Origin of the sequence: Acaryochloris marina MBIC11017 (assembly GCF_000018105.1) — a bacterium.
GTDB lineage: Bacteria > Cyanobacteriota > Cyanobacteriia > Thermosynechococcales > Thermosynechococcaceae > Acaryochloris > Acaryochloris marina.
Genome location: NC_009926.1, coordinates 282,213 through 304,184 on the forward strand (window position 1 = coordinate 282,213; position 21,972 = coordinate 304,184).

Sequence of the window (21,972 nt, forward strand, 5' to 3'; positions counted from 1 at the left end):
TGTTAGTTAAATTGTTATGCAGCCCGACAATGACAAAATCGATGATGTCGTTCTCGCATTACTAGCCCTCAATATTCATGATGAAACTGAGCAGGGTGCACGCAGTTGGAAAGGTTACGATTGGGAGGCTCTTAATCGGTTGCATCAAAAAGGATGGATCAGTAACCCTGTCACCAAGGCAAAATCTGTAATTCTGACACCTGAAGGACTAGCGAGAAGCCGAGAACTATTCAAACAGCTATTTACAAAAGAGACCTGATCATAAAGCCCATCCTTTAGCTGACTTTCCCGTTATCTCCTACAACCCTTTAACATCAATACTTCTAACTCAACGATCACAGTTTTGGGGTGAGCATATATTCGAATAGTACAGTTCACTACCGTAAATGTTTGATGCCGTCAGCTTCTCTCGAAAAGCGATCCGTGATCAAGCTGATGACAGGTCGCTTGCGCACCTTGATATTGACATTGACCGACATCCCTGATTGCAAGGCTAATTGCCGCTCCTTCGTCTTCAAGGTTTGTGAGTCTAATTTGACGACGGCGGGGAAGCTGTAAAATTGCCGCACTTCGGTTGGGGGTAGGGCATCTGAACCAATGGACTCAACCGTTCCTTTAATATCACCAAATTCACTGAAATTAAACGAATCAATCCTCACATCAGCGGCCATGCCAGTCTGGATAAAACCAATATCTTTGTTGGTGATATAGACTTTTGCCTTCAGGTTATCAGCAGGCACAATTTTTAAGACGGGTTCACTCGCATTCGCAACAAACCCCGGTGTGCTCGGCTTCAAATCAAACACCATACCATCTACGGGGGCTTTTAACTCTTGATAATCTAGGGTTAGTTTCGCCTGTTGTAACCGATTCTCTAAGTCAGCAATCGTTCTTTGATTATCCACGATGGCTTTGGTGAGCTGACTGTCGATTTCCGAAATCCGCTTTTTATTGGCAGCAATCCGATCCAGTAATTCTCGCTGGTTCGTGGCAACAGTGTTCAGGGCTTGGGCTTGGGCTTGTTGTTTTTCCTGGCCGACTTGCTCCAATTGCCGTAACAATCGAATCTGCTCTTGCTGGAGGCGTGAGACTTCTGCCGTGCCAGTTTGCACTTCATTCTGTTGCTGTTTGAATTGCACCCGAGCAATCGCGCCTTTTCTATAAGCCTCTTCAATATCTTGGACAATTTCTTGATTGAGGGCCAAGGTCTGTTGAGCGCTCGCTAATTGAATCTTGGTCTGCTCCAGCTGGACTTCTATTTGACGAAGCTGTTTATCAGCTTGGTTTATCCGCGCTTGCGCTGCAGCCACACTGCTGGAACCTTGAGTGAGGCCAGATTGAAGTCGCTGCCGTTCTTCGGCTGAGAAATGCCTCCATTCCTGTGCACCATTGAGCTGAGCCCGATAAAGTTTATTCTCAGCGACGAGGGACTGACGATCCCGAGTGGAATTGATCAATGCTGAATCAATCACATCCGGTAAGGGGGCATTAGATTGCCCCTGCAGCTGCTGACGATAATAGTCATTGACTTGTACTAGATTGCGGCGTTGGTGTTCAAGGGATTGAATCTCAGACCGCGTCCCTTGGCGATTCAGGACGAGGAGAACCTCTCCTTTTTTGACGAGCTGCCCTTCTTCAACCTTGATCTCCTTGACCACGCCAGCGACGGGAGATTGAATCTCCTTGACGGCCCCTTTGGGTTCGAGCTGTCCCGTTGCCGGAATAGCTTCTTCGATTTGGAATAAACAGGCCCAGGCCAGTGCAGCGGATGCAGCCCCCACAATTCCCCAGATAATCGCTCTTGACCAGACCGGGGACTGCTGCAGAATCACAGGCCGATCAAAGGGTTTTTCTTTCTTGGGATGAGCTTTCGTGAGGGGTAGTACGTTTTGATCTGATTCGGGGGTGAGGGTCGAATTCAGTTGTTTGGGGTCGCCTCCCGCGAAGGTTTGAATACTGGTCATGATTGAGTCTCCTGTTGCTGGTATAGCCAGTAATAACGGCCTTTTTGCTGCATCAATTCGGCATGGGTGCCTTGTTCAACCAGGTGGCCCTGGTCCATCATCAAAATCATGTCTGCCGACTCTAAGGTCTTGAGGCGATGGGTGACAAAGAAGACAGTGCGGTCGCCAAAGGCTTCTGCCAGGTTTTGACAGACTTGGCGTTCAGCGTTGTAGTCGAGGGCGCTGGTCGCCTCGTCCAGAATAATCAGTTGGGGATTCTGCAAGACCATGCGGGCGATCGCAATCCGCTGCCGTTGTCCCCCCGACAGGGCCGAACCCCGCTCACCCACACGGGTGTTATACCCTTGGGGCAATTCCATAATGAAATCATGGGCATAGGCCACTTTCGCCGCGGCCACAATTTCCTCCGCCGTTGCATCTGGGGCAGAAAGGGCAATGTTTTCCTGTACCGTGCCATCAAACAGTAAACTGTCCTGTAACACCATGCCGATTTGACGACGGAGGGAGTACAGTTCCACCTTGCTAATGTCGTACTGATCCACCAAGATTCGACCGCTGTTGGCGTTGTAGAGGCGCATCAACAGCTTCATCAAGGTACTCTTACCCGAACCGCTCTGGCCGACAATCCCCACAAACGTCTTAGCGGGCACTTCCAGAGACACCTGCTGGAGCTGCATCGGTCCACTGTCTTTGAATCGGAAGGACAGATCTTCAAACTTGACCGCCCCTTGCATCAACGGCATGGGAATCAAATCGCGATCCGCTTCAGTCACCTCTTGGGGATAGTCCAGAATATCGCTCAAGCGCTCTAGGGATAGGGCTGTTTCCTGGAAGTTCTGCCACAGCTGCACCAATCGGAGCAAAGGACCAGTGGTATAGCCCGCAATGATGCGAAAGGCAATCAGTTCACCCACGGTCAATTGCCCTTGAATAAATAGATAGGCCCCGACCCACAGTAAGAGTAAGCTGGATAGCTTATTCAAGAAGCCACTGATAGAACCTGCCGTGGTGGAGGCCACCACCGCCTTAAACCCAGAGCTGACATACCGGGCATAGCGATCTTGCCATTGCCAGCGGGATTTCAACTCAATGTTTTGAGCCTTGACCGTTTGAATTCCCGATACCACCTCCACCAAGTAAGACTGGGTTTTGGCATTCTCTTCCGCTTTAGTCCGGGTCAGACGGCGAATAATTGGAGCGAAAATAAAGGTGAGTAAGGCAAACAACGGCACTGTGCCTAGGGCGATAATCGTCAGCAGCCAACTGTAAAACACCATGACGACGATGTACACGACCGAGAACACCGCATCTAAAACTACCGTCAAGGCCGTTCCCGTTAGAAACTTACGGATGTTTTCTAGCTCATTAACTCGGGTTGCCAGTTCTCCCACAGGACGTTTATCAAAATAGCGCAGGGGTAACCGCACGAGGTGATCAATCACCTCCGCACCCAGCGACATATCAATTCGATTGGTGGTATCTACAAATAAATAGGTACGAAAACTGGTGAGCAGGGCTTCAAATATAGCTACCCCCACTAACAACAACCCCAGGACATTCAGAGTACCGAGTGCCCCTTGCGATAGGACTTTATCAATGATGACCTGGGTAATCAGGGGATTCGCCAGGCCAAACAGTTGCACAAAGAAGGAAGCAATTAACACCTCAGTCAAAACCTTGCGGTGCTTCTTAATGGACGGCCAAAACCAGCTCAGGTTAAACCGACTTTGAGGCGTTTCATGGGTGCGCTCTAGCAGCAGCACCTGTACCTTGTCTTCAAAGGCGTCCAAGAAATCATCGGGATGTTTGCGAAGTAAGGTCTGCTCTGGCACTGCAAATACAATTTCTTTGGTGCTGGTTTCATACACCAGGGCAATCCGGTCCTGCCAGTTAACGAGTGCTGGAGTCGGCAGACGAGAAAACGCAGAGGCGGGGGTTTCCACTAACTGGGCTCGTAATCCCATCGATTCTGAGATTGCACCATAGACGGGCAGCGATACCCCCGGACCATTGCGCTCTGAGTGATTCTTGAGAATCCGCCGAAGCACATCCTTGCGAAAGGGCAAATTCAGATGCAGCGCCAACATCTGGAAACAAGCTAAGGGAGCATCTACAGGACCTCGACCGGACTTGAACGGATATTTGCCATGTTTAACAGGGGCATCATCCACTGCAGGCAGCAGTGTAGGCGCTTCTGGGATTTCATCCCAAACCTCTGATTGAGGACTTGCAGCGACTGGCTCAATCGAGGATTGAAACGCCTTGATCGGGGTTAATCCAATCAGCCGTAATGTTTCAGACCGGGAGACGGTGCCGTTGACTTGTTCTAGGCACGCTTCCAAAGGTTGACCTATCTCTAAATCAGGAATGGACCCCCCACTGACAAACCATTCCAAATGGGGTTGTAACTGGTCAATGGAGATATCTCGTAGGGGACGAGTTTGAACGAGGCTCTCTGGCAACGCTCGTTCTGCCAAATTTTTGAGGTCCGTAGAGCCATCCGCACGGCGCAATAACTGTTGGCCGAGGACATCAAAGACTTCTAGGATACTCGGCTGCTGCTCATACACTTGAGCCATACTGGGTTCATGGCTCAACAGCTCTAGGAAGTTCGCAGCAGGCAACTTCAAACCAACGGTTTCTACTGAAGCAATGGCTGTCTCGCAAGGGATTTGGCGCACGAGACTGATCCACCCGACTGCAGCCCCCGGTCCCAATAGTTTGAGTGTCACTGGCGTGTCGGTGCGAGGATCATAGCCCAATAGCCGCACCTGTCCTTGATAGATGAGGATCAAGTCTTGGGGCATGGCCCGGTTGGATACGAGGGGACGACCCATGGGATAGCGCAGCGGTTGGAACTCTGTCGCTACCGAAGATAGAACCGCTTCTGAAAGTTGATCAAAGCCAGGGAGATCCTTGAGGAAGGATTCCAGGGATAAGTGGGTTAAAGTCATGGTGTTTGCACAGAAACAGCAATAGAAGTGTCAGATACTGCAACCGATTCCATCTGTGTTTGGAGCCACTCATTAAAACGCTGTTCCAACAGCTGTTGTCGCAGCGGGGCATCCAGTTGGGCTGAGATAAAGGTTTGCAGACGGACAATCACAAACCATTCACCGAGGCGAATGGGAGGGCGAACTTGCCCAGGTTGAGCATTGGTGAGGAGTTGCACCAAGGTCGGGTGCATATGGGTCGCCGTCACAGGGCCAATCAGTCCCCCCGTTTGGGCTTCGGGACCTTGAGAATATTGGGTGGCGAGATCCGAAAATGCTTGTTCATCCCCTTGCAGGCGAAAGTACAATTCCTGAGCGACTTCAGCACTCGCCACTCGGATCAGCGAATAAACATATTGATCAAACTGTCCTTTGTGTTGGAGAAAATCAGACTCCACCTGGTTATTCCAGGTTTGGAGCTTGAACTTTTGCAATTTGAACTGCCGTTGGGCTTGTGCTGCCATCTGTTGAAGCGTCATGCAGTAATGCTTTAACCAAGCTTCGCGCTGGGTATCATCCCCGATTTGATATTGGTGGTAGAACTGCTCGACTGCCTGCACCCTTTCCTCTGAGCTTAATGGCACCTCTTGAATGGCTTGGTCAGTGATCAGTTCTTTCAGCAACTGAGGGAGAAGCTGATACTGCCCAAGTAAAGGAATTAATTCAGCGGATTGAACAGTGTTATCCATGATCGGCTGAGCGGGTTTCATATTAAAATACTTTTAATAGAGAGGGTGACTTGAATGACCTCGCCCTAAGAGAAATGGGGTTTCCATCCTGCTTAGCTTGAGGTGTTGCACGCTTTTCTGCCCCAAGTTGCATCATGCTTGCGCTATCAGCAGTTATTTGAGAGATGTAGATTGCACGGTTTCATAGTCTGGGGGTTCAGGGGCTGCTGTATGGCTCACGGGAACTAAGAGTTCTATTTCAGATGCTTCTAAGATTTGCTTTAGAGCGATTTCGCGGAGAGTTGTTGTCATGATTGATTTCCTGTGTGAATCAGGTTGAAGAGTTAAGTGCTTAGAAGCTGCGAATATCGGTCGTCGCTTCGTTGATGTCTCTACTATCGGCAAATCCATCAGCAGATAAAATCTCGTTATATTCAGGTTTATTCAGGTCTTTATCGAATTTTTTGTTTGAAATGTTCAATAAATGCAGATATAGAAAAAGACCATCTGTAAATTTATTCCTGATATCTTTACCCTGCATTGCTTTCAAGGCAGGATAAAGATATCAGGAATAAATTACAGGTTGAATCTTTCAAATCTTTGATGCAAAAAAGAGAGGAAAGTGGCCTTCCTCTCTTTCAGTTTGACTAACTAAGCATTATCTAGACCGCCCAGGATTGCTTAAGCGTTGAATCTAACTGAGTCTTAGCCGCTAAAGTAGACCCGGCAGCCTCAAAAATGTCCCAAGCCTTAACCATGTCATTGACTTGAGAACTCTGCAAAGAAGCTCCATTACTAATTTGGATGGTGTCAACCTGTTGGGATAGAGGCGTTGTATACCAGTCCTTGAGGATAACCACCTCATTAGTGTCTGAAACATTGAGTTTGACATCATTGCCGCTTCTGGAGAAGTCAATGTTGTGGTAATCAACGTTAGCTCCTAATAGTAGCTTGTCCGTAGTGCTGGCATCACCTCTGTTGTCGATGGTAGTAGTGCGGGTGCCCCCAGGATTGGCTCCTAAAGAAGCTCCAAATGCATCCTTACCACCAATTTGGTAAGTGTCATTACCTGCACCACCTGTCAGAGTGATGTTGTTGCCGTAAGAAATCAGCGTGTCATCACCAGCACCCGCATCATAAGTGTTGGACTCACCGCCTGCATGGATGGTGTCCTTGTCTTGTCCACCCTGGATGGTGTTGTTCTTACCCGCACCGTAGATGCGGTTCAACCCACCCAAGCTCACAAAACTATTCTTGGCTCCTTTGACTAGGACAATGTCATTACCGGAACCGGACTTGATTTTATTTTCCTGACCGAGGCCAAGGATAATATCATCACCTTTGCCGCCGTCAAAGGTGTTCTTCTTACCAATGGCCAGGATAAAGTCATTGCCCTTGCCACCGATAAGCTTGTTTTCCTTACCGCCACCGATGAGGATGTCATCGCCTGCACCACCCTTGAGCACATTCTTTGTGCCACCGCCAATCAGGATATCCTTACCAGCGTCGCCTTTGAAGCTATTGGTCTTACCACCACCAAGGATGATGTCATTACCTTCGCCCCCCTTAAGCACATTCTTCTTACCAGCACCAAGGATGATATCGTCTCCCTGACCGCCCTTGAAGATGTTGGTTTTCCCAGCACCAAGGATAAGGTCATTGCCATCTCCTCCGAAGAGGAGATTCATTTTACCGCCACCGACGATGATGTCAGCACCTGCACCCCCTTTCATTGTGTTGGTCTTTCCTCCACCTAAGAGGATGTCGTTGCCTTCACCACCTAGCATAGTGTTGAATTTACCAGCACCGACCATGATGTCGTTGCCTTTGCCACCGGATAAAGAGTTCACTTTACCGCCGCCAATCACAAGGTCATCACCAATCCCGGCAAGCATTTTATTAAGCTTACCGCCGCCCACCATGATGTCATTGCCAGCTCCGCCCATCATGGTGTTGAGCATACCGCCACCAATCATGATGTCGTTGCCATCTTGGCCCATCATCATGTTGAACTTACCGCCAGCCAGCATCAGGTCGTCGCCTTGGCCACCTTTTAAGAAATTGAACTTACCGATGGAAGCTTGGATGTCATTTCCCAGTCCACCATCCACCACGTTGACCTTCCCGCCAGCGACCTGGATGTCATCGCCTTGGCCACCCGATAGGAAGTTCACGGCCCCCAGTGTGACTTGTACATCAGCACCATTGCCGCCAAAGAGCGCGTTGGCTAAACCATGAGAAAATTGAATATCGTTGCCTTTGCCGCCAAGAAGGAAGTTTGCTTCTCCCAGTGCAACCATGGTGTCACTGTTGGCACCGTGGCTATAGAGATTGAAGTTTGGAAGGGTTAGATTGGGGAGTTTAACGGATTGAGCGACACTATTGGCTTTATCCTTCAGGGTTCGTAAGGGATCTGGAAGAGTAACAGAAGGGATAGAGGGTAGTGACGGTAACGACGGCAAACTCAGGGCTGGAATATTGAGCGTTGGTAGCGTTACCTGAGGCACAGGAATGGAAGGAAGGCTTACCGTGGGGATGTTGATAGTCGGGAGGCTCAAGCTGGGAATGGTCAACTGAGGTAAACCAATGTTGGATGTGGGCAGTCTCAAGCTGGGAATTAAGTGACCAGGTAGGTTTATGGACGGCATCTGAATGGAAGGTAGTTGCACATTCTTGAAGCCAGTAACCTTAAAGTCAAACCCAGGGAAGTTCAACCCCCCTTCAGGAGCATCGATAGATAAATCAGGTAAACCAGGTAACTTGATGTCAGGAGCATTCAAGGAGATTTTCAAATTGCTCAAGTTGGGCAGTTGACCAATATTGAAGTTAGGGGCCTTAAAGTTTGGAATGACATCACCTAGCTCACTAAAGTCAGCGGCAAATTCTTTGAAATTTGGGAGACTGAAGTCTGAAAAATTTAATTTTGGTAGGCTGGCATCAGAGAGCTTAAGCGAACCCAGGTCTAGATCTTCAGCCATTTTCTTGAGGGTGTCTTTGCCGACGGTATCGCCCGCCATGGCGTTTGCCTTACCCAATGCAACCATTACATCTTGGCCTTCGCCACCGACTTGCACATTGAGGGCAGCAGCGCTAACGAGGATGTCATTTCCTGCTCCACCGTTTAAGTAGTTGGCCGCACCGAGACCGATCATGATGTCGTTACCACCAGCGGATGTGAGCCAGTTCCCAGCTGCAACACCGACCATAATGTCACGACCATTGCCGCTATGGAGTTTGTTGAGTCCGCCGAAACCGATGACGACGTTGTTGCCATCACCAGCATTAACAACGTTGGCACCTCCGACACCGATGATGGTGTCATTGCCAGTACCAGAATTGATGACGTTCGCTCCGCCTAGGCCGATGACGGTGTTGCGACCATGACCAGCATTGATTTTGTTAGCCCCACCAAATCCGAAGATAAAGTCGTTGCCATAGCCAGCGTTCATGTTGTTGTAGCCACCCACCCCTACTAAGGTGTTGTGACCGTGGCCAGCATCCATATTGTTGTAGCCACCTACAGCAATCAGGGTGTCGTTACCCCAACCGGCTGTCAAACGGTTGTATCCACCCGCTGCTATAAGGGTGTTATGACCTTCATTGCCATGAATGGTGTTCTTCCCACCGACTGCTACGACTTTGTCATTGCCAGAGCCCGCATGGATGGTGTTGGAAGCGGCAGCAGTTGTGATGTGGTCATCTCCTGAACCGCCGTAAACAGTATTACCAATACCGAAAATTTCGATGCGGTCGTTCCCAGAACCTCCATCAACAAAGTTAGAGCCACCAAAGGCTTTGATATGATCATGGCCCCACTCACCATAAAGCCGGTTTCCAGCAGCAACGGCCTCAATGTAGTCATTGTGACCACCGCCGTATACGGTATTGTGAGCTCCCCAGACTTTGATGTTGTCATAGCCATCTCCTCCGTGTACATAGTTGGAACCACCCCCTGCACGGATAGTGTCATTGCCCCACTCGCCCCGGATGGTGTTGCGACCGCCCCAGGCTTCGATATGGTCGTTGTGCCCACCGCCATAAACGGTATTGCTAATGCCACCAACTACGATGTTGTCGTGGCCGTCACCACCGTGGACCCAATTGGAACCACCCCAGGCACGGATCGTGTCATCACCCCATTCACCTCGGATGGTGTTGCGGCCACCCCAGGACTCGATGTAGTCGTTGTGGCCGCCACCATAGACAGTGTTGTGAGCTCCCCAGACTTTGATGTTGTCGAAGCCATCGCCACCATGAACCCAGTTGGAGCCACCCCCTGCGCGGATAGTGTCATTGCCCCACTCACCGTGAAGGGAGTTGCGACCGCCCCAGGCAACGATGTAGTCATCGTGACCACCACCGTAGACAGTATTGCTGATGCCACCGACCTCAATGTTATCGTTGTGGTCGCCACCGTGGACCCAATTGGAACCACCCCAGGCACGGATGTAGTCATGGCCGCTATCTCCACGGACGTTGTTTCGACCGCCAATGGCATGAATCTCATCGTTGCCTGTGCCGCCACGCATGGTGTTCTGGCCACCGATGGCATGGAGGTAATCATTCCCACTACCACCATCTAAGGTATTTTTCCAACCCACAGCTCGGAGGGTGTCGTTGCCGCCATGACCATAAAGATAGTTGACGGGCATATATCCGATCAGGGTGTCATTGCCCCAACCACCGTGCTTGGTGGGTGAAGGTGCAATTTTCTTAACGACTTTTACAATTGCCTTAATGGGATTCTTGGGCTTACCCATGATTCTTGCTCCTTAGTGATTGTTGGTTGTGCGGTGGCTTTTGCCCTCGCTGTGTTGAACCCACTATCGCGGAACCCATTAGCAGAAAAAATCCAGAAGAATTCAGGGTTATTCAGGTAAAAATTCAGGTGTTTGTTGGACGATAATTTGCCCCCAACAAAAAATTCACATGAAAAAGAGACCTCCGCAGCTGGGAGGTCTCATGTCAGACTGCCTGAAAAATAGAGCGACTGTTCAGAGGGTATACTTAGCGATCGAGCGCAAATTGCCTTCAGCATCAACCCGTAGGGCTTTAGCGGGGGTACCCTTACGAAAGATGTTCTGCCGGATATCCTTGACTATATAGCGGGCATGGCCAAAGGGAGCAATGAATTCGGGGTACCAAAGCCGGTCACCGCATTTCCATTCAGGAAATAACAGCTGATACTCCCCCGTTTGATACTGGGCTTCAATCTCTTCAGAAAGCCACGCCCAATTCAGAAATCCCACAGGTTGCCCACCACTTTGGTAGTAGCGAAATTGATCGTGCATCAAGCTAGGCAATATGCGGGTCTCCAAGTCTTCGAGAGTGTAGGACCGATGGAGGGGAGACTGCATCATCAACCAGGTGATCGATCCAAGCAGCTGTAGTCGTTGCTGTACTTCTTCTGTGGTGACTTGAGATAGAATAGTCGGTGCTTGGGCTATAGGAGAATCATTCGCTGCCGAAACTTCAATCTGGTTTAGAGTTGTCTTTACAGCTTTTGGAATATCTTGAGTCATCATGATCATTACTTCTAGTTATGGGGGTAAGCGAAAAAGGATAGACGGGAGACTGAAATTTTTGAGTGGCCTGTACGTCGATGCTTCTACTATCACCAAATCTCTGAGTAGATTAAATCCCGATTTATTCAGATAAGTTCAGGTGTTTTTCCAACTCACAAACCCAAGGAAATCCCGCAGAATGGTCTTTGAGTGCAAGTCAAGCCATGCCACGGGAGTGAGGTGATTACAGATGTCACAAATAGCGAAGTCTTTCTGGGGTAGGAGGCTTAGATTACCACCCGTTACTGAGAATTAATTCTTTGCATTGACCATTATTCTTCTGCTCCCAGCTGATATTCAACGATTGAGCGAGAACCATCTTCTTGAGTTCGGATCATTTTGGCGGTTGTGCCCTGGGGAAAGATATTTTGACGTAAATCATCAAACATACTTTGGTCATGACCAAAGGGCGAAATAAAATCGGTACACCAGAGTTGCTCACCACTTTGCCACTCTTGCGGCAACAGTTTGTAGCTGCCTGTTTGGTATTTCTCTTCTGCTTCTTCGGATAGGTAGGCCCAGCTCACAAATCCAATGGGTTGACCGTTTGCTTCGTAGTAGCGAAATTGGTTAAGGGTAAGGCTGGGTAAAATTCTGGCTTCTACTTCTTCGATGGTGCAGTGCCAGTGCTGGGGAGATTGGAGCATCAGCCAGGTGATACCGCCTAAAAGCTGCAGCCGCTGACGCATTGTTTCTGGTGAGGCTTGAGTGGCCTCTGGAGTATCTTCCCTTTGCTCTAAGGTAGAGTTTTAATCCTCTGTTGACTCTGCAGAAGATGCAATATTATCTGGGGGCTCAGGTATTGTTTCGGTAGGTGCTGAGACTACTGCGTCCTCAACAGGAATTACCAGTGTTGCTTCAGGCGCTTCTTGGATTTGCTCTAAAGCGAGTTCAGTTTTTTCGGGGGTAATTGTAGTCATGATTGTTATCTGTATTGATTGGGTTGAAGAGTTTAGTTCTTTGAAGCTATGCTTATCGGCCTTTGCTTCGTTGTCCCTACTATCTCTAAATCAATCAGTAGATAAAATCCCCTTTTATTCAGGAATTTACATCAGGTTATGCAATGAAATTCTTTTAGGTGTGAAATTAAGATTGAGCGAAAACAAATCCAACTTAAGCTGGTGGCTCAGGGCGATCGCAAATAAGAAAACCCCTAGTCCAAGAAGACCAACTAGGGGTTGGTGCTGGGGGGCAGCACTTAGCTTCATAATCGAAGATCCGAGCCGCAGATAAAATCCCAATTTATTCATATATATTCAGGTCTTTGTTCAGTCCTGTCCAACCCAAGGTCATAGCCAATTACCCACCAAGACAAATGGACTCCAAAAATAGGGGGCTCTAAACTTCGGGTTCTTCATTAACGCCAACTGGGCCTGACGGAACGCCGATGCTTTGGTTGTATTCGGTTGGGCCAACGCCTGATAAAAATGGCCCATAAAGGCCGCTGCTGCTTGGTCGTCCAACGACCATAATCCAGCCAAAGTGCTGCGTACGCCCGAGCGGATCGCCATACCTGCAATGCCCAGGACAGCCCGACTATTGCCAGTCGCTGTTTCACAGGCACTTAAGACCAGTAAATCAATGGGCACTTCAGACATCAGACTCCGACTTCGAAGTAAAGAAGCCATCGCCTGAATCGACAGTTTTCCTTCCCAAGTCAGGATAAATGTATCTTCAGGACTGGCCCCGAACTCGGCATGAGTGGCTAGATGAACCACTTCCGAAGACACCTCTGTCAGGTAATCATTCAGATTATCTCGCGTCAAATCCTGATTTAACAACACATCATTGTCTTGAATCTGAGCAGTAATCTGCTCAACTTCTTTGGCCACAAAGGGTAAGGCAGGGAACCCAGACCGAGCCTCACTCACACCCCCTACTAGCAATTTCACTCGCTCCCTATCTTGTGAGCGAGGTGCTAATAGTTCTAAACCAGGGGAAAGGGCAACGTTATACTTTTCGATTAAGTACTGTTCGCCATCATAGAGGGTGGTCAAGGGTAAGGTGCGCAAGGCTCCATCCGCGACAAACACCAACGTCTCGATATCCTGTTGGGCTAAATCTGCCGAAGCCGGGTCGATGACCCAGTCATAAATTAGTTTGAGTTTGGTCAGGTTGTTCTTTTGGACAGACCCCAAGGGAGTGGTGAGCGATCTCAGCAGTTGATTCACCGTGGTATCTACCTGACCAGGCTCGATTGGGGTGCTGTAGTGACGCAACGGCTGATTGCCGATACTGACTATTACATCGACCCGATCCTTTAAGACAATTGGGTAAATCACCGCAGCTTTCGGATCCACCTGATCCGCTGCTAAGGGCTGTGCTTGAACACAGGCATCCTGGAAGTAATCCTGAATTTCATTGAGCTGCAAGTCTTCGATAAGCTTACGGGCCTGCGTCAGATTGCTCGATGCCTCTGTCTGGTTCATATCTCCTTCTAGCAGCAGTGCAACCAACTCCCGATAAACGGGTTCCACCCCATCCCTGAAGGTAAAGCGAACATCATCACTGGCCGTGCTCAGATCTCCCCGCAGAGAACGTAGGGCAGCAACGGCATCGAGATAGGCTGAAATCGCCCCTTGACGATTGCCGAGTTGGCGACGATAGCGGCCTAGTTGCCAAGCCAGTTGATACAACACTTCCGGGGCCTGCTGTCTTTGCACTCGCTGCAGGGCTTGTTCCGTCAACGACAAAGCTTGAGACCATTGTTGGGCTTGACCATAAATTCGTCCCTGATATCCCAGGATGTAGGATTGAGCATTGGGATCGTCCAACTCTTGAGCTTGGGCCTGAATTCGAGACAGAAGGTTCAATAGCGCCTGGGATTCATCCAGCTTCGAGTCCAACACTGTTTCGATCAGATGGAGTTGAGCATAAATCCCCTCTCGGCTACTGGGAAGCTGCTGGGCTTGAACCTGCAATTCTTGAAATATCGTCGATGCCGCAGGATCTTTTTGCACAACGAGTAGATCATATCGACTCACTTGCACCTGAAATTGAATCAGGGATGTGGGGGCAATCTCACGGGCCTGCTGATAGTAGCCCAATGCCTTTTGAGTGTTTCCCTGGCCCCGAAAGGTATGTCCTAAATTCAGAAGAATCGTACTGGTTAGGGCTAGCTGGTTCAGGGATTGGGCTGTTGTTAGGGCTGCTTCGAGTTGGCGCTGTGACCGTAACAAATTACCTTCAGCCCGCGACACCTTCCCCAGATTCAACTGACCTATGGCCTTGACGGGAGACGGGGGCTGTTGTTCAAGGGGCTGCATGAGTTGCACTAGCCGTTGTTGAGTTTGGCGCAGATAACCCAGATCCTGAAGAACTTGGATTTGATTCAACTGGGCCTGCAGGTTTCCCAAATCGTCTCCAGCCCGTTGATAGACTGCAGCCGCTTGTTGCCAATCCTCAAGGGCTGCTTGTATATTGCCGCGAGTAAGAAACAAACTCGCCCTTGTATTCAGCACTTGGGCATGAAGAGCGGGCTGCTGGGCAATCAGTTCGGGGGTCAGGACCGCTTGGCTGGCAGCCATAGCCTCTCTCGCTTTATCCCAATCTCCAAGATGATGGTAGGCCAGCGCTAAATGACTCTGAACGGAAGCATAAGCACCAGGATGCTTAGACTTTGATAGTTGGTTAACGGCTTGCGTCCAGTAGGTGATGGCTTCAGGATATTTTGCCTGTTGGTATTCTTGACGAGCCGCTTCCAGTAATTGGGGGAGTGAACGAGACGACTCTCCCTGCAAATAGTAGTCACCCCTAGCAGTAACCACTAGTTGCTTCGCTTCTTGCAAAACCTGTTTTCCATCTTGAGGAGCTTGAGTTCTTAAATCCGATAAGAGATAACGTCCCACAGGGCGACTTGATGGCATCAGAGGTAATCCCCCCCGGCCCGTTACGATGAATTGAGACTGCCCAGACCGAGGAACAGCACAGGCATCTGCTACTTGTGTACTGTTATCCAACACATTCTCGGGTAGCTGGGTCAGGGAATTGGTCGGATCCGTCTCAATGGTTTCAATAATAGTATCGCCATTTACTCCCAATTTCGAAGAAGCAGAAATATTGAGAAACTGTCGGCCAAAAATCGCATTCGTGAATATATTAATTTCACCCCCATCCCCCTCAACGGCATTGGCAATAATTTGATTGAGTTCACCAGGGAACGCCAAGATAAACTGAGCCGCGATATCAATATCGCCCCCATTACCAAAGCGTCCTGAATTTTCCGTAGAGATCGTCGATCCACCCTTGAAGATCAAAAACCGCAGTAACTGTGTATCCGTCCCACTAATAATGATATTGCTGCCATCAGCATCCCCCCTAGCCACGGTTGAGATGCGACTCCCGTTGAGGAGTTGCAATGAATCTCGAACTGACAGCTCAATATTGGCTAGATTGCCTTCCACAGCCTCAGCCAACAAGGCTGCATTATCCAGCACAACGTTATTGCCCCGAATAAATAAGCTCCCCGCAGCCCCTGCATTCGTACTGCTCACAGAAATTTGAGCCCCATTACTCACTGTGATATTTGGTGAAAAAATATCCACATTACCTGCATTGCCCTCTCCCGGTGAACTGGCAAAGATGCCACTTGGGAATCGCGTACCCGTGGGATCTAGGACAAAGGGAGAGTCAGCATTGCCTGGAGGCAGCTCAATCCGAGGTGAAGATCCAGTGATAAAAATCCCTTGATTAGCAATAATCGAAACATCCCTGCCATTCCCTTCTGACTCTGCAATGGTGGAAGCCGAAATTTGTCCCCCATCCTGTAGGGTTAGCCGTCCAGTTACCAAGTCAATATTCCCACCATCAAATGGCCCAGAGTTCTGTAATTGGGTAATAATCCGACTAGGCTGCCCATTCAACGTCCCTTGGAGCGTTACAGATTCAGTTGTGTTGATCAAAATATCGCCACTATTTCCAAACCCAAACGCTCCGGCATCAATAGTGGAGCCATTGGCAAGGATCAAATGGCGGGCATCAATGCGGAGATCGCCACTCACTCCTTCAAGGGTTGCATCTCGAATGGCCGTAGACACATCTGCAATCCCAGCGAAATTGTCACGAGCCGCTGCGGGATCTCCAACTAACCGAACGGTATCACGAGCCCGAATCGTCAGGTTTCCCCCCTGAGCGTTACCAAACACCGTTGAACCAATCAGCCCACCAATCAATGTTAGATTCTGAGTATCAATCTCGATATTCCCACCCGTCCCGCCTATCATCTCTGGCGGTAGACCCAGATCTTGAGGGATGAAACTTACATCTGCAGTAATCCCAATGGGAGGTCGGTTGCGATCTCCCCCTCGATCATCTATCAGAATATTGTTGGCACGAATCCGAATATTGCCGTCTGAGGTATTGGGACCAAATTTAGTAGTAGCGATATCACTATTTTGGCGAACCAATAATGAATGAGTAGTGAGATTGATGTCCCCACCAGACGCTTGGGTGACAGAAGCTATTCGGGAACCCGAATTCAGACGAATGTCAGGGGTGTTGATAAATATGGCTCCAGCGTCACTCTCAAACCCTTCAGCTAGACTGGATATTTCGGATTCTCCACTCAAAAATAGGCGATTGGTGGCATTCATATGGATGTCACCCCCTTGACCGTTTTCCTCAACAAAAGTCTGGATGATACTGCCACTCAATTGAATATCCCCCGTCCCCTTGACCAGGATGCTCCCACCTTGAGTATCAAACGAATCGACATCCTCGTTTAAACCTGCCAAGAGCGTCGTTTCGATAAATGAGATATTCTGAGCCTGAAGGACAATATCTCCACTACCCTCACTCACAGTATTAATGTTTGAGTTATTGAGGGAGAGATTGGTTTGTCCTAACGGTGGAACAGTTAAAAAGGATTGTGGCGACGTTGCATCCAGATTAAAAGAAATGGTGCCGGGTTGTGAAAGTCCAGAGAGTCCAACATGCCCTCCAGGAGCCAGTATATTGGCATCATTCAGGGCCACATCGCCTCCCAATAAAACTAAGGGCTCTCCTACCCCAGCCCTCAGAGTTGCGCCATTGACCGAGATGGGCTGAGGATTAGCGCCAAACTTAACTCCGAGGGGCACCGAAATTGTGAGTAAGGGTGGGGCATTAGGATTCACTGCATTAAAGGAAGTACCATTGGCAAACAAGAATTGATCCGCAGTGGTGGCCATAAACGCTCCAGCCACATCCAACTGTGCGTTTGGGCCAAAAATAATCCCGCTTGGATTAGCCAAAAACAAGTTAGCAGGACCATCAACGCCTAGTAGGCCATCAATGTTGGATGGGAGTCCGCCCGTTACCCGAGTAATGATATTATCCACAGAAGCTGGATTCTCAAAGAAAACGGTCTGGTTTGAATTGATACTAAATTGTTTAAAGCTATGAAACAGGGCGGTATTTCGCTGAGCCCCGCCATCAATCACGAAATCGTTGGCCGTTGCCCCAGTCGAAACCGCCGACTGTTCCATTCCCAAGGTGTCGTCTGGGACAATCACTTGAGCCAGTGCTATGTCTGAGAACAAAAAGGGGGTCAATGTAGCACCCAACCAGAAGCCAGAAGTCATGATTGGTCTCAAACAACATTTTTTGAGCGTCAAATCGCACCTCGACCTGTTCATGATCAGATTAGATCTCCAGAATGTTTACTGAACAAGAGAGAACACAACTTTCAATTCAAGGGTTTAGGAAATGGAGGGTTCGAATTTAAGGACTTTACGGGAGCACGCTGGGTCGAATCCTTCAGCAGATTTGCAATTTTGACTAATGCCTGGCGATGTTCTGCCTCCACCTCTAACCGTGCGAGTTCTTTCAGTAAGTCTGGAAGTTGATGGTAAGAGTCTGAAGGGCTGGCATCCACCAACAGTTCTCTCACCGTATCAAACCAATAGCCAGCCTTTGCGAATACCGCAGCCTTTTGTTGTGGCGTGCGGGCCTGGGATAAGGCTTGTTTCAAAGCGGGAGAAGGTGCCTTGACATCAATTTCAGCGATAAAAAACTGATTAAACCTGTCACTGCTGGGATTGCAGGCCATACTCAGCTGAACAAAATACCGTTGACCCGTTTGAAGCACTGACTTATCTTCCGGCAACGTGTATTGAATTAGTCCTGAAGCCGTCTCTACATATTCCAATTGATACAGAAGTTCAGAGCTTTGGTCAGAAGGGTCGGTAAACAAGGAAATCTGAATGCGATAGGGATGTGATGCGCTTATAAACCAAGCAAACGTTGGGGTCACAGAACTTGTTCTGCCCACATGCTGAAGTGGGGCTAACAATGTGATGGGTAAAGTCTTGGGCTGGTCGGATGCCGGCGGGCGAAGTAATGGCTTCGGTCCCATGTGACTTGATGCTTGAACAGGTTGTGAGTGCTCAAAAGTCAGATCGCAACTTCGGGAGCCATTAGAGCCAAAAACTCCCTTTGGAGGATCTCCCGTTGGCGGTTGATATCGTCTGGCCCAGGCTGTACTGGGAAACACTAAAAAAAATGCAAAGATAATCCCTGCAATCGGGTGGGAGTGGATGAGTTTACTCCTCATTCCTAGTCCATTAAATGGATGAGACAGTTGTTGTTCCATGACAAATGAGTAAGTGAGATGAATAATATTTTGTGATTTTGGCTGCGGCTTTTCTACTGACTGCATAAGCTATACAGCCCAATTTGCCTAGCCTTGAAGAGTACGGAGGTATTGTTTTTTTAGAAACTGAATTTTATTTGCCTAATTTAGATAGATTAGGGATGATTAGTCTCTAGAACTTAGTTCTCCACATTTTCATAAAGCACAAAAGAAACTATTGCTTTTTACATTTCAATCTTTTAACAAGTACTTCAAAAAACATCATTCTACTGAATGGTGAAGTTGGACTATCCATGCTTAGTTCATCTCGGCTTAGTGTCCTGTGCAAAATGCCAGTCGTTTGAAAAGCTGAGTTTTTCAGTTGTTTCCATATCTTTGGGCTAGCAAAATATATTTGCTTAACTTTTTCCTCTGAAAAGATGTTGATGTTTCAGTGGGAATTATCTGGATTTATATACATCGTTGATGTTCCAATTATCGCCAAATCAATCAGCAGATAAAATCCCTATTTATTCAGATTTATTCAGGGAAAAGTTCAGGTTGTACCATGAATGCCTTTCTGGCTTGAATCTCGTTAGAGTGAAACCCACTAGCGACAGTATCGGCTAATATCTTCACCACACTGGTCCGCAAGATAGGATAGGGCTCGAAATCTTAAGGCAACTACTTCTTCATAAGCTGGGTTGAGCTTGCAGAGTGGAGGAATGTGGAATAGCGTATGCCCCAAAAAGCGAATATCTCGTTCAAACGGGCACTGAGTTGGCACGAGCTGGCAAATGAGATTAGCGGTTGAGCGATGTTCGACATTTATGGAAACAAATACTGAGTGGACGCGTTTCAAAAAAAATTGTTTGAGACTTTGTTTTGTAGATGAATGGAGCCTGAGACCGTTGATGTGAAACATAAGATTTCCTCGACTGGAATTGGAATGAAATAGAGTTAGTATGATGAGGCTAAACTGAGTTCACTGCTTCCAAGGAGAAGTAGAAACCAAACATAAAAAAAATGACCCAAGTGCTAATGATGTTTGTAAATAGAACTGTCGATATGATTGGTGATTCTCCACTGGGGACGTGAGTGATAGTTTGAGGTTGCACTTCTGTTCATCGTTGATTTCACTATCAATGAAATACTCAGCAGAAAAAATCTAGGAAAGTTCAGTTTCATTCAGGTCTTAGTTCAGGTACTGAAAAAATGGGTTACATCATCTGTACTAAACTACTGAAACCAAAGCCTAGGAACCTTTATCTAAGCAGGAGAAAGAAGCTTACAAGAAACATTGTCCTTAACCTGTTGTCGATGAACGGCCAAATGGAGAGGTGTTTCAGAAGGACTAATTTTGTAGATAAAGTTGTGACGAGCAGTATTGTAAGCGTTGCTGGTGAAGTCAAGCTTCATCTGTTCTAGTTCTTCTTGCCGATAAATTGCTATAGGCTTGTATTGTTCATCCAAAAATCGTTGTTTATTCTTGAGCCATAGAATGTCCTGAAAATCCTCTCCCTGAGCTAAGCTCTCAGCCTCTTTGATAACCTGTGTCTTGAAGTCAGATACTGTATTGCCAAAATAGTCATCAATAAGGCCAATGGACTTTGCAGCCCGTGTACCCATCGGCATACACACACTGGTCAGCTTCTGGGCCATCTCTGGACCCACTCGTCGAGGCAAGGAATAGGTCCAATACTCTGAGCCATAGAGCCCCATTCGCTTATAGTGAGGGTTCAGCACAATGCCTTCGCGAGCATACACTCTGTCCACAGCTAAAGCCATCATCACCCCACCCGCAGCGGCATTACCTTGCATCGCAGAAATAACGAGATGAGTATCAGTTCGTAATACCTCATATACAAAGTCATTGATGGCATTGATGTTTTGCCACGACTCTGCAGCAGGATCAGCCGATGCTTCTACCACATTCAGGTGAATACCATTGGACCAAAAACCTTCTCCTCCCATGAGCAAAATTACTTTTGTGTCTTTGGTTCGAGCATAGAGATAGGCATTCCGCAAACGTTGGCATTGCTCTGTGCTCATGGCACCGTTATAGAAAGGAAAATGCAAATAGCCGACCTGGTTCTTTTCCTCGTACCAAATATCCCGAAAAGTAAGTTCATGAGGAGATAACTCCAAAGACACAGGAACCTCTGGCAGAGCGTGTATGTATTCCCTCAATACTTGAGCAGCAGGTAGCTTAAAGAACACTTGCTCCTCTTTTTTCTTGCGCTTTAGATGGGTAATCCAAACAGCGCCATCAATCGTCGCTCGACATATAGCCCCATACCTTTGGGCAATCAATTCTCCTGGCTTACCCGTTAAGGTATTTTCTGGATGCGCACCATAGAGATAGAATTGCTCCCCAAAGAGTACATCAAGCAAACCCGGTTGGCTATCTGCGCTGCGAATCTTACGGACAATCTCAGCAGTGGTATCACTCTCCCAGGAGATTGCCCTATGAGACTGTTTGAGGGGATTACGCCAAGTACCTTTGACATCTGGATTACCGTAATCAAGAGGTTCAGGCTGATATTTAGGATCAATAAAGTTGGCTAAGGTTTGCTTGATACATGTGATCGCCGCTTGAGCGCCCTTCCCTCGATACAAATCACTTTTAGTTTCTCCTTCTAAGGGGAAATTAATAGATGCCCAAATGTCACCCGCATCCATTTCTGCATCCGCTTGTAAAGCTGTCACGCCCCATTCAGATTCATCTTCGAGAATCGCCCAGTCAATGGACGAAGGGCCGCGATCACCTTTGATACCTGGGTGAATAATGATGCATAGGTGTTGTTTCCAAATATCTTCTGGGATAGCAGTTTTCAAGAAGGGGGCAACGATGACATCCGGTTGAAACAAATCAACTGCTTGGCGCATTCGTTCATGATCCAAAGCCAGTTCTATGGAAACTTCGTGGCCTAAATCGACTAACTCGACATGGAAGCGCTGAGTCATACTGTTGTAGGCTGAGGCAAACAATAAAATTTTCACGAGATGTTCTCTCCGTTTTAGTTAGGTTCAACTACGTGAGAAAAGGTGACCCTTGTTGATAGGTCATGAAACAACTGGAGCTAGGATGCTGAGTTGGCGATCATTCAGCCTCTTCTGATGCAGAATGATTTATCCGGCCAGCAGCTTCATAACAATCCAGCACAATATTTGCCCCCTCTTAAATTGAGATGGCTTGAACAATATCCATGTTCTTAGCCGCTATTAGGCGGA

General features: G+C 48.1%; 13 protein-coding genes. 1 reads left to right on the forward strand and 12 read right to left on the reverse strand.

All coding sequences use genetic code 11. The features are described from left to right. Window positions 1-16: 16 nt before the first annotated feature. Window positions 17-259: a DUF6429 family protein gene (locus AM1_RS29985; RefSeq protein ID WP_012166773.1), complete on the forward strand. Its 243-nt coding sequence runs from the start codon at window positions 17-19 to the stop codon at window positions 257-259. 118 nt (window positions 260-377) lie between these two features. On the opposite strand, the gene AM1_RS29990 is transcribed toward AM1_RS29985, so the two are convergent. The 12 genes from AM1_RS29990 to AM1_RS30040 all read right to left on the reverse strand — a co-directional run bounded on the left by AM1_RS29990 (window position 378) and on the right by AM1_RS30040 (window position 21,741). Then, window positions 378-1,964, reverse strand: coding sequence for an HlyD family efflux transporter periplasmic adaptor subunit (locus tag AM1_RS29990; protein WP_012166774.1), 1,587 nt, complete (start codon window positions 1,962-1,964; stop codon window positions 378-380). Beyond that, window positions 1,961-4,918 (reverse strand): peptidase domain-containing ABC transporter, encoded by a 2,958-nt coding sequence (locus tag AM1_RS29995; RefSeq protein ID WP_012166775.1) that lies wholly within the window; start codon window positions 4,916-4,918, stop codon window positions 1,961-1,963. The genes AM1_RS29990 and AM1_RS29995 overlap by 4 nt, the downstream gene beginning before the upstream one ends. Continuing rightward, window positions 4,915-5,667 (reverse strand): peptidylprolyl isomerase, encoded by a 753-nt coding sequence (locus AM1_RS30000; RefSeq protein ID WP_012166776.1) that lies wholly within the window; start codon window positions 5,665-5,667, stop codon window positions 4,915-4,917. The genes AM1_RS29995 and AM1_RS30000 overlap by 4 nt, the downstream gene beginning before the upstream one ends. 132 nt (window positions 5,668-5,799) lie before the next feature. Then, window positions 5,800-5,937, reverse strand: coding sequence for a hypothetical protein (locus AM1_RS42500; protein WP_012166778.1), 138 nt, complete (start codon window positions 5,935-5,937; stop codon window positions 5,800-5,802). A 350-nt stretch (window positions 5,938-6,287) separates the two neighbouring features. Then, window positions 6,288-10,385: a calcium-binding protein gene (locus AM1_RS30010; protein ID WP_012166780.1), complete on the reverse strand. Its 4,098-nt coding sequence runs from the start codon at window positions 10,383-10,385 to the stop codon at window positions 6,288-6,290. 234 nt (window positions 10,386-10,619) lie between these two features. Beyond that, the gene (locus AM1_RS30015) at window positions 10,620-11,150 is read right to left on the reverse strand and encodes a toxin-activating lysine-acyltransferase (RefSeq protein WP_012166782.1); all 531 of its coding nucleotides are present in this window, start codon (window positions 11,148-11,150) and stop codon (window positions 10,620-10,622) included. Window positions 11,151-11,461: 311 nt separating this feature from the next. Further along, a complete protein-coding gene (locus tag AM1_RS43435; RefSeq protein ID WP_012166783.1) occupies window positions 11,462-11,878 on the reverse strand; it encodes a toxin-activating lysine-acyltransferase in 417 nt (138 codons plus the stop codon). 60 nt (window positions 11,879-11,938) lie between these two features. After that, a complete protein-coding gene (locus AM1_RS43440) occupies window positions 11,939-12,109 on the reverse strand; it encodes a hypothetical protein (protein WP_012166784.1) in 171 nt (56 codons plus the stop codon). A gap of 369 nt (window positions 12,110-12,478) precedes the next feature. Next, window positions 12,479-17,749 carry a CHAT domain-containing protein gene (locus AM1_RS30030; RefSeq protein WP_012166786.1) on the reverse strand — a complete coding sequence of 1,757 codons (5,271 nt, stop codon included), beginning with the start codon at window positions 17,747-17,749 and terminating at the stop codon, window positions 12,479-12,481. A 104-nt stretch (window positions 17,750-17,853) separates the two neighbouring features. After that, window positions 17,854-18,759, reverse strand: a complete 906-nt coding sequence (locus tag AM1_RS30035) for a DUF928 domain-containing protein (RefSeq protein ID WP_238549319.1) — start codon at window positions 18,757-18,759, stop codon at window positions 17,854-17,856. Window positions 18,760-19,348: 589 nt separating this feature from the next. Beyond that, complete coding sequence (locus tag AM1_RS40150) at window positions 19,349-19,663, reverse strand: Mo-dependent nitrogenase C-terminal domain-containing protein (RefSeq protein WP_012166788.1); 315 nt, start codon at window positions 19,661-19,663, stop codon at window positions 19,349-19,351. A gap of 344 nt (window positions 19,664-20,007) precedes the next feature. Continuing rightward, on the reverse strand, window positions 20,008-21,741 hold the full coding sequence (locus AM1_RS30040; RefSeq protein WP_012166789.1) for a hydrogenase maturation protein: 1,734 nt from the start codon (window positions 21,739-21,741) through the stop codon (window positions 20,008-20,010). Window positions 21,742-21,972 lie beyond the last annotated feature (231 nt).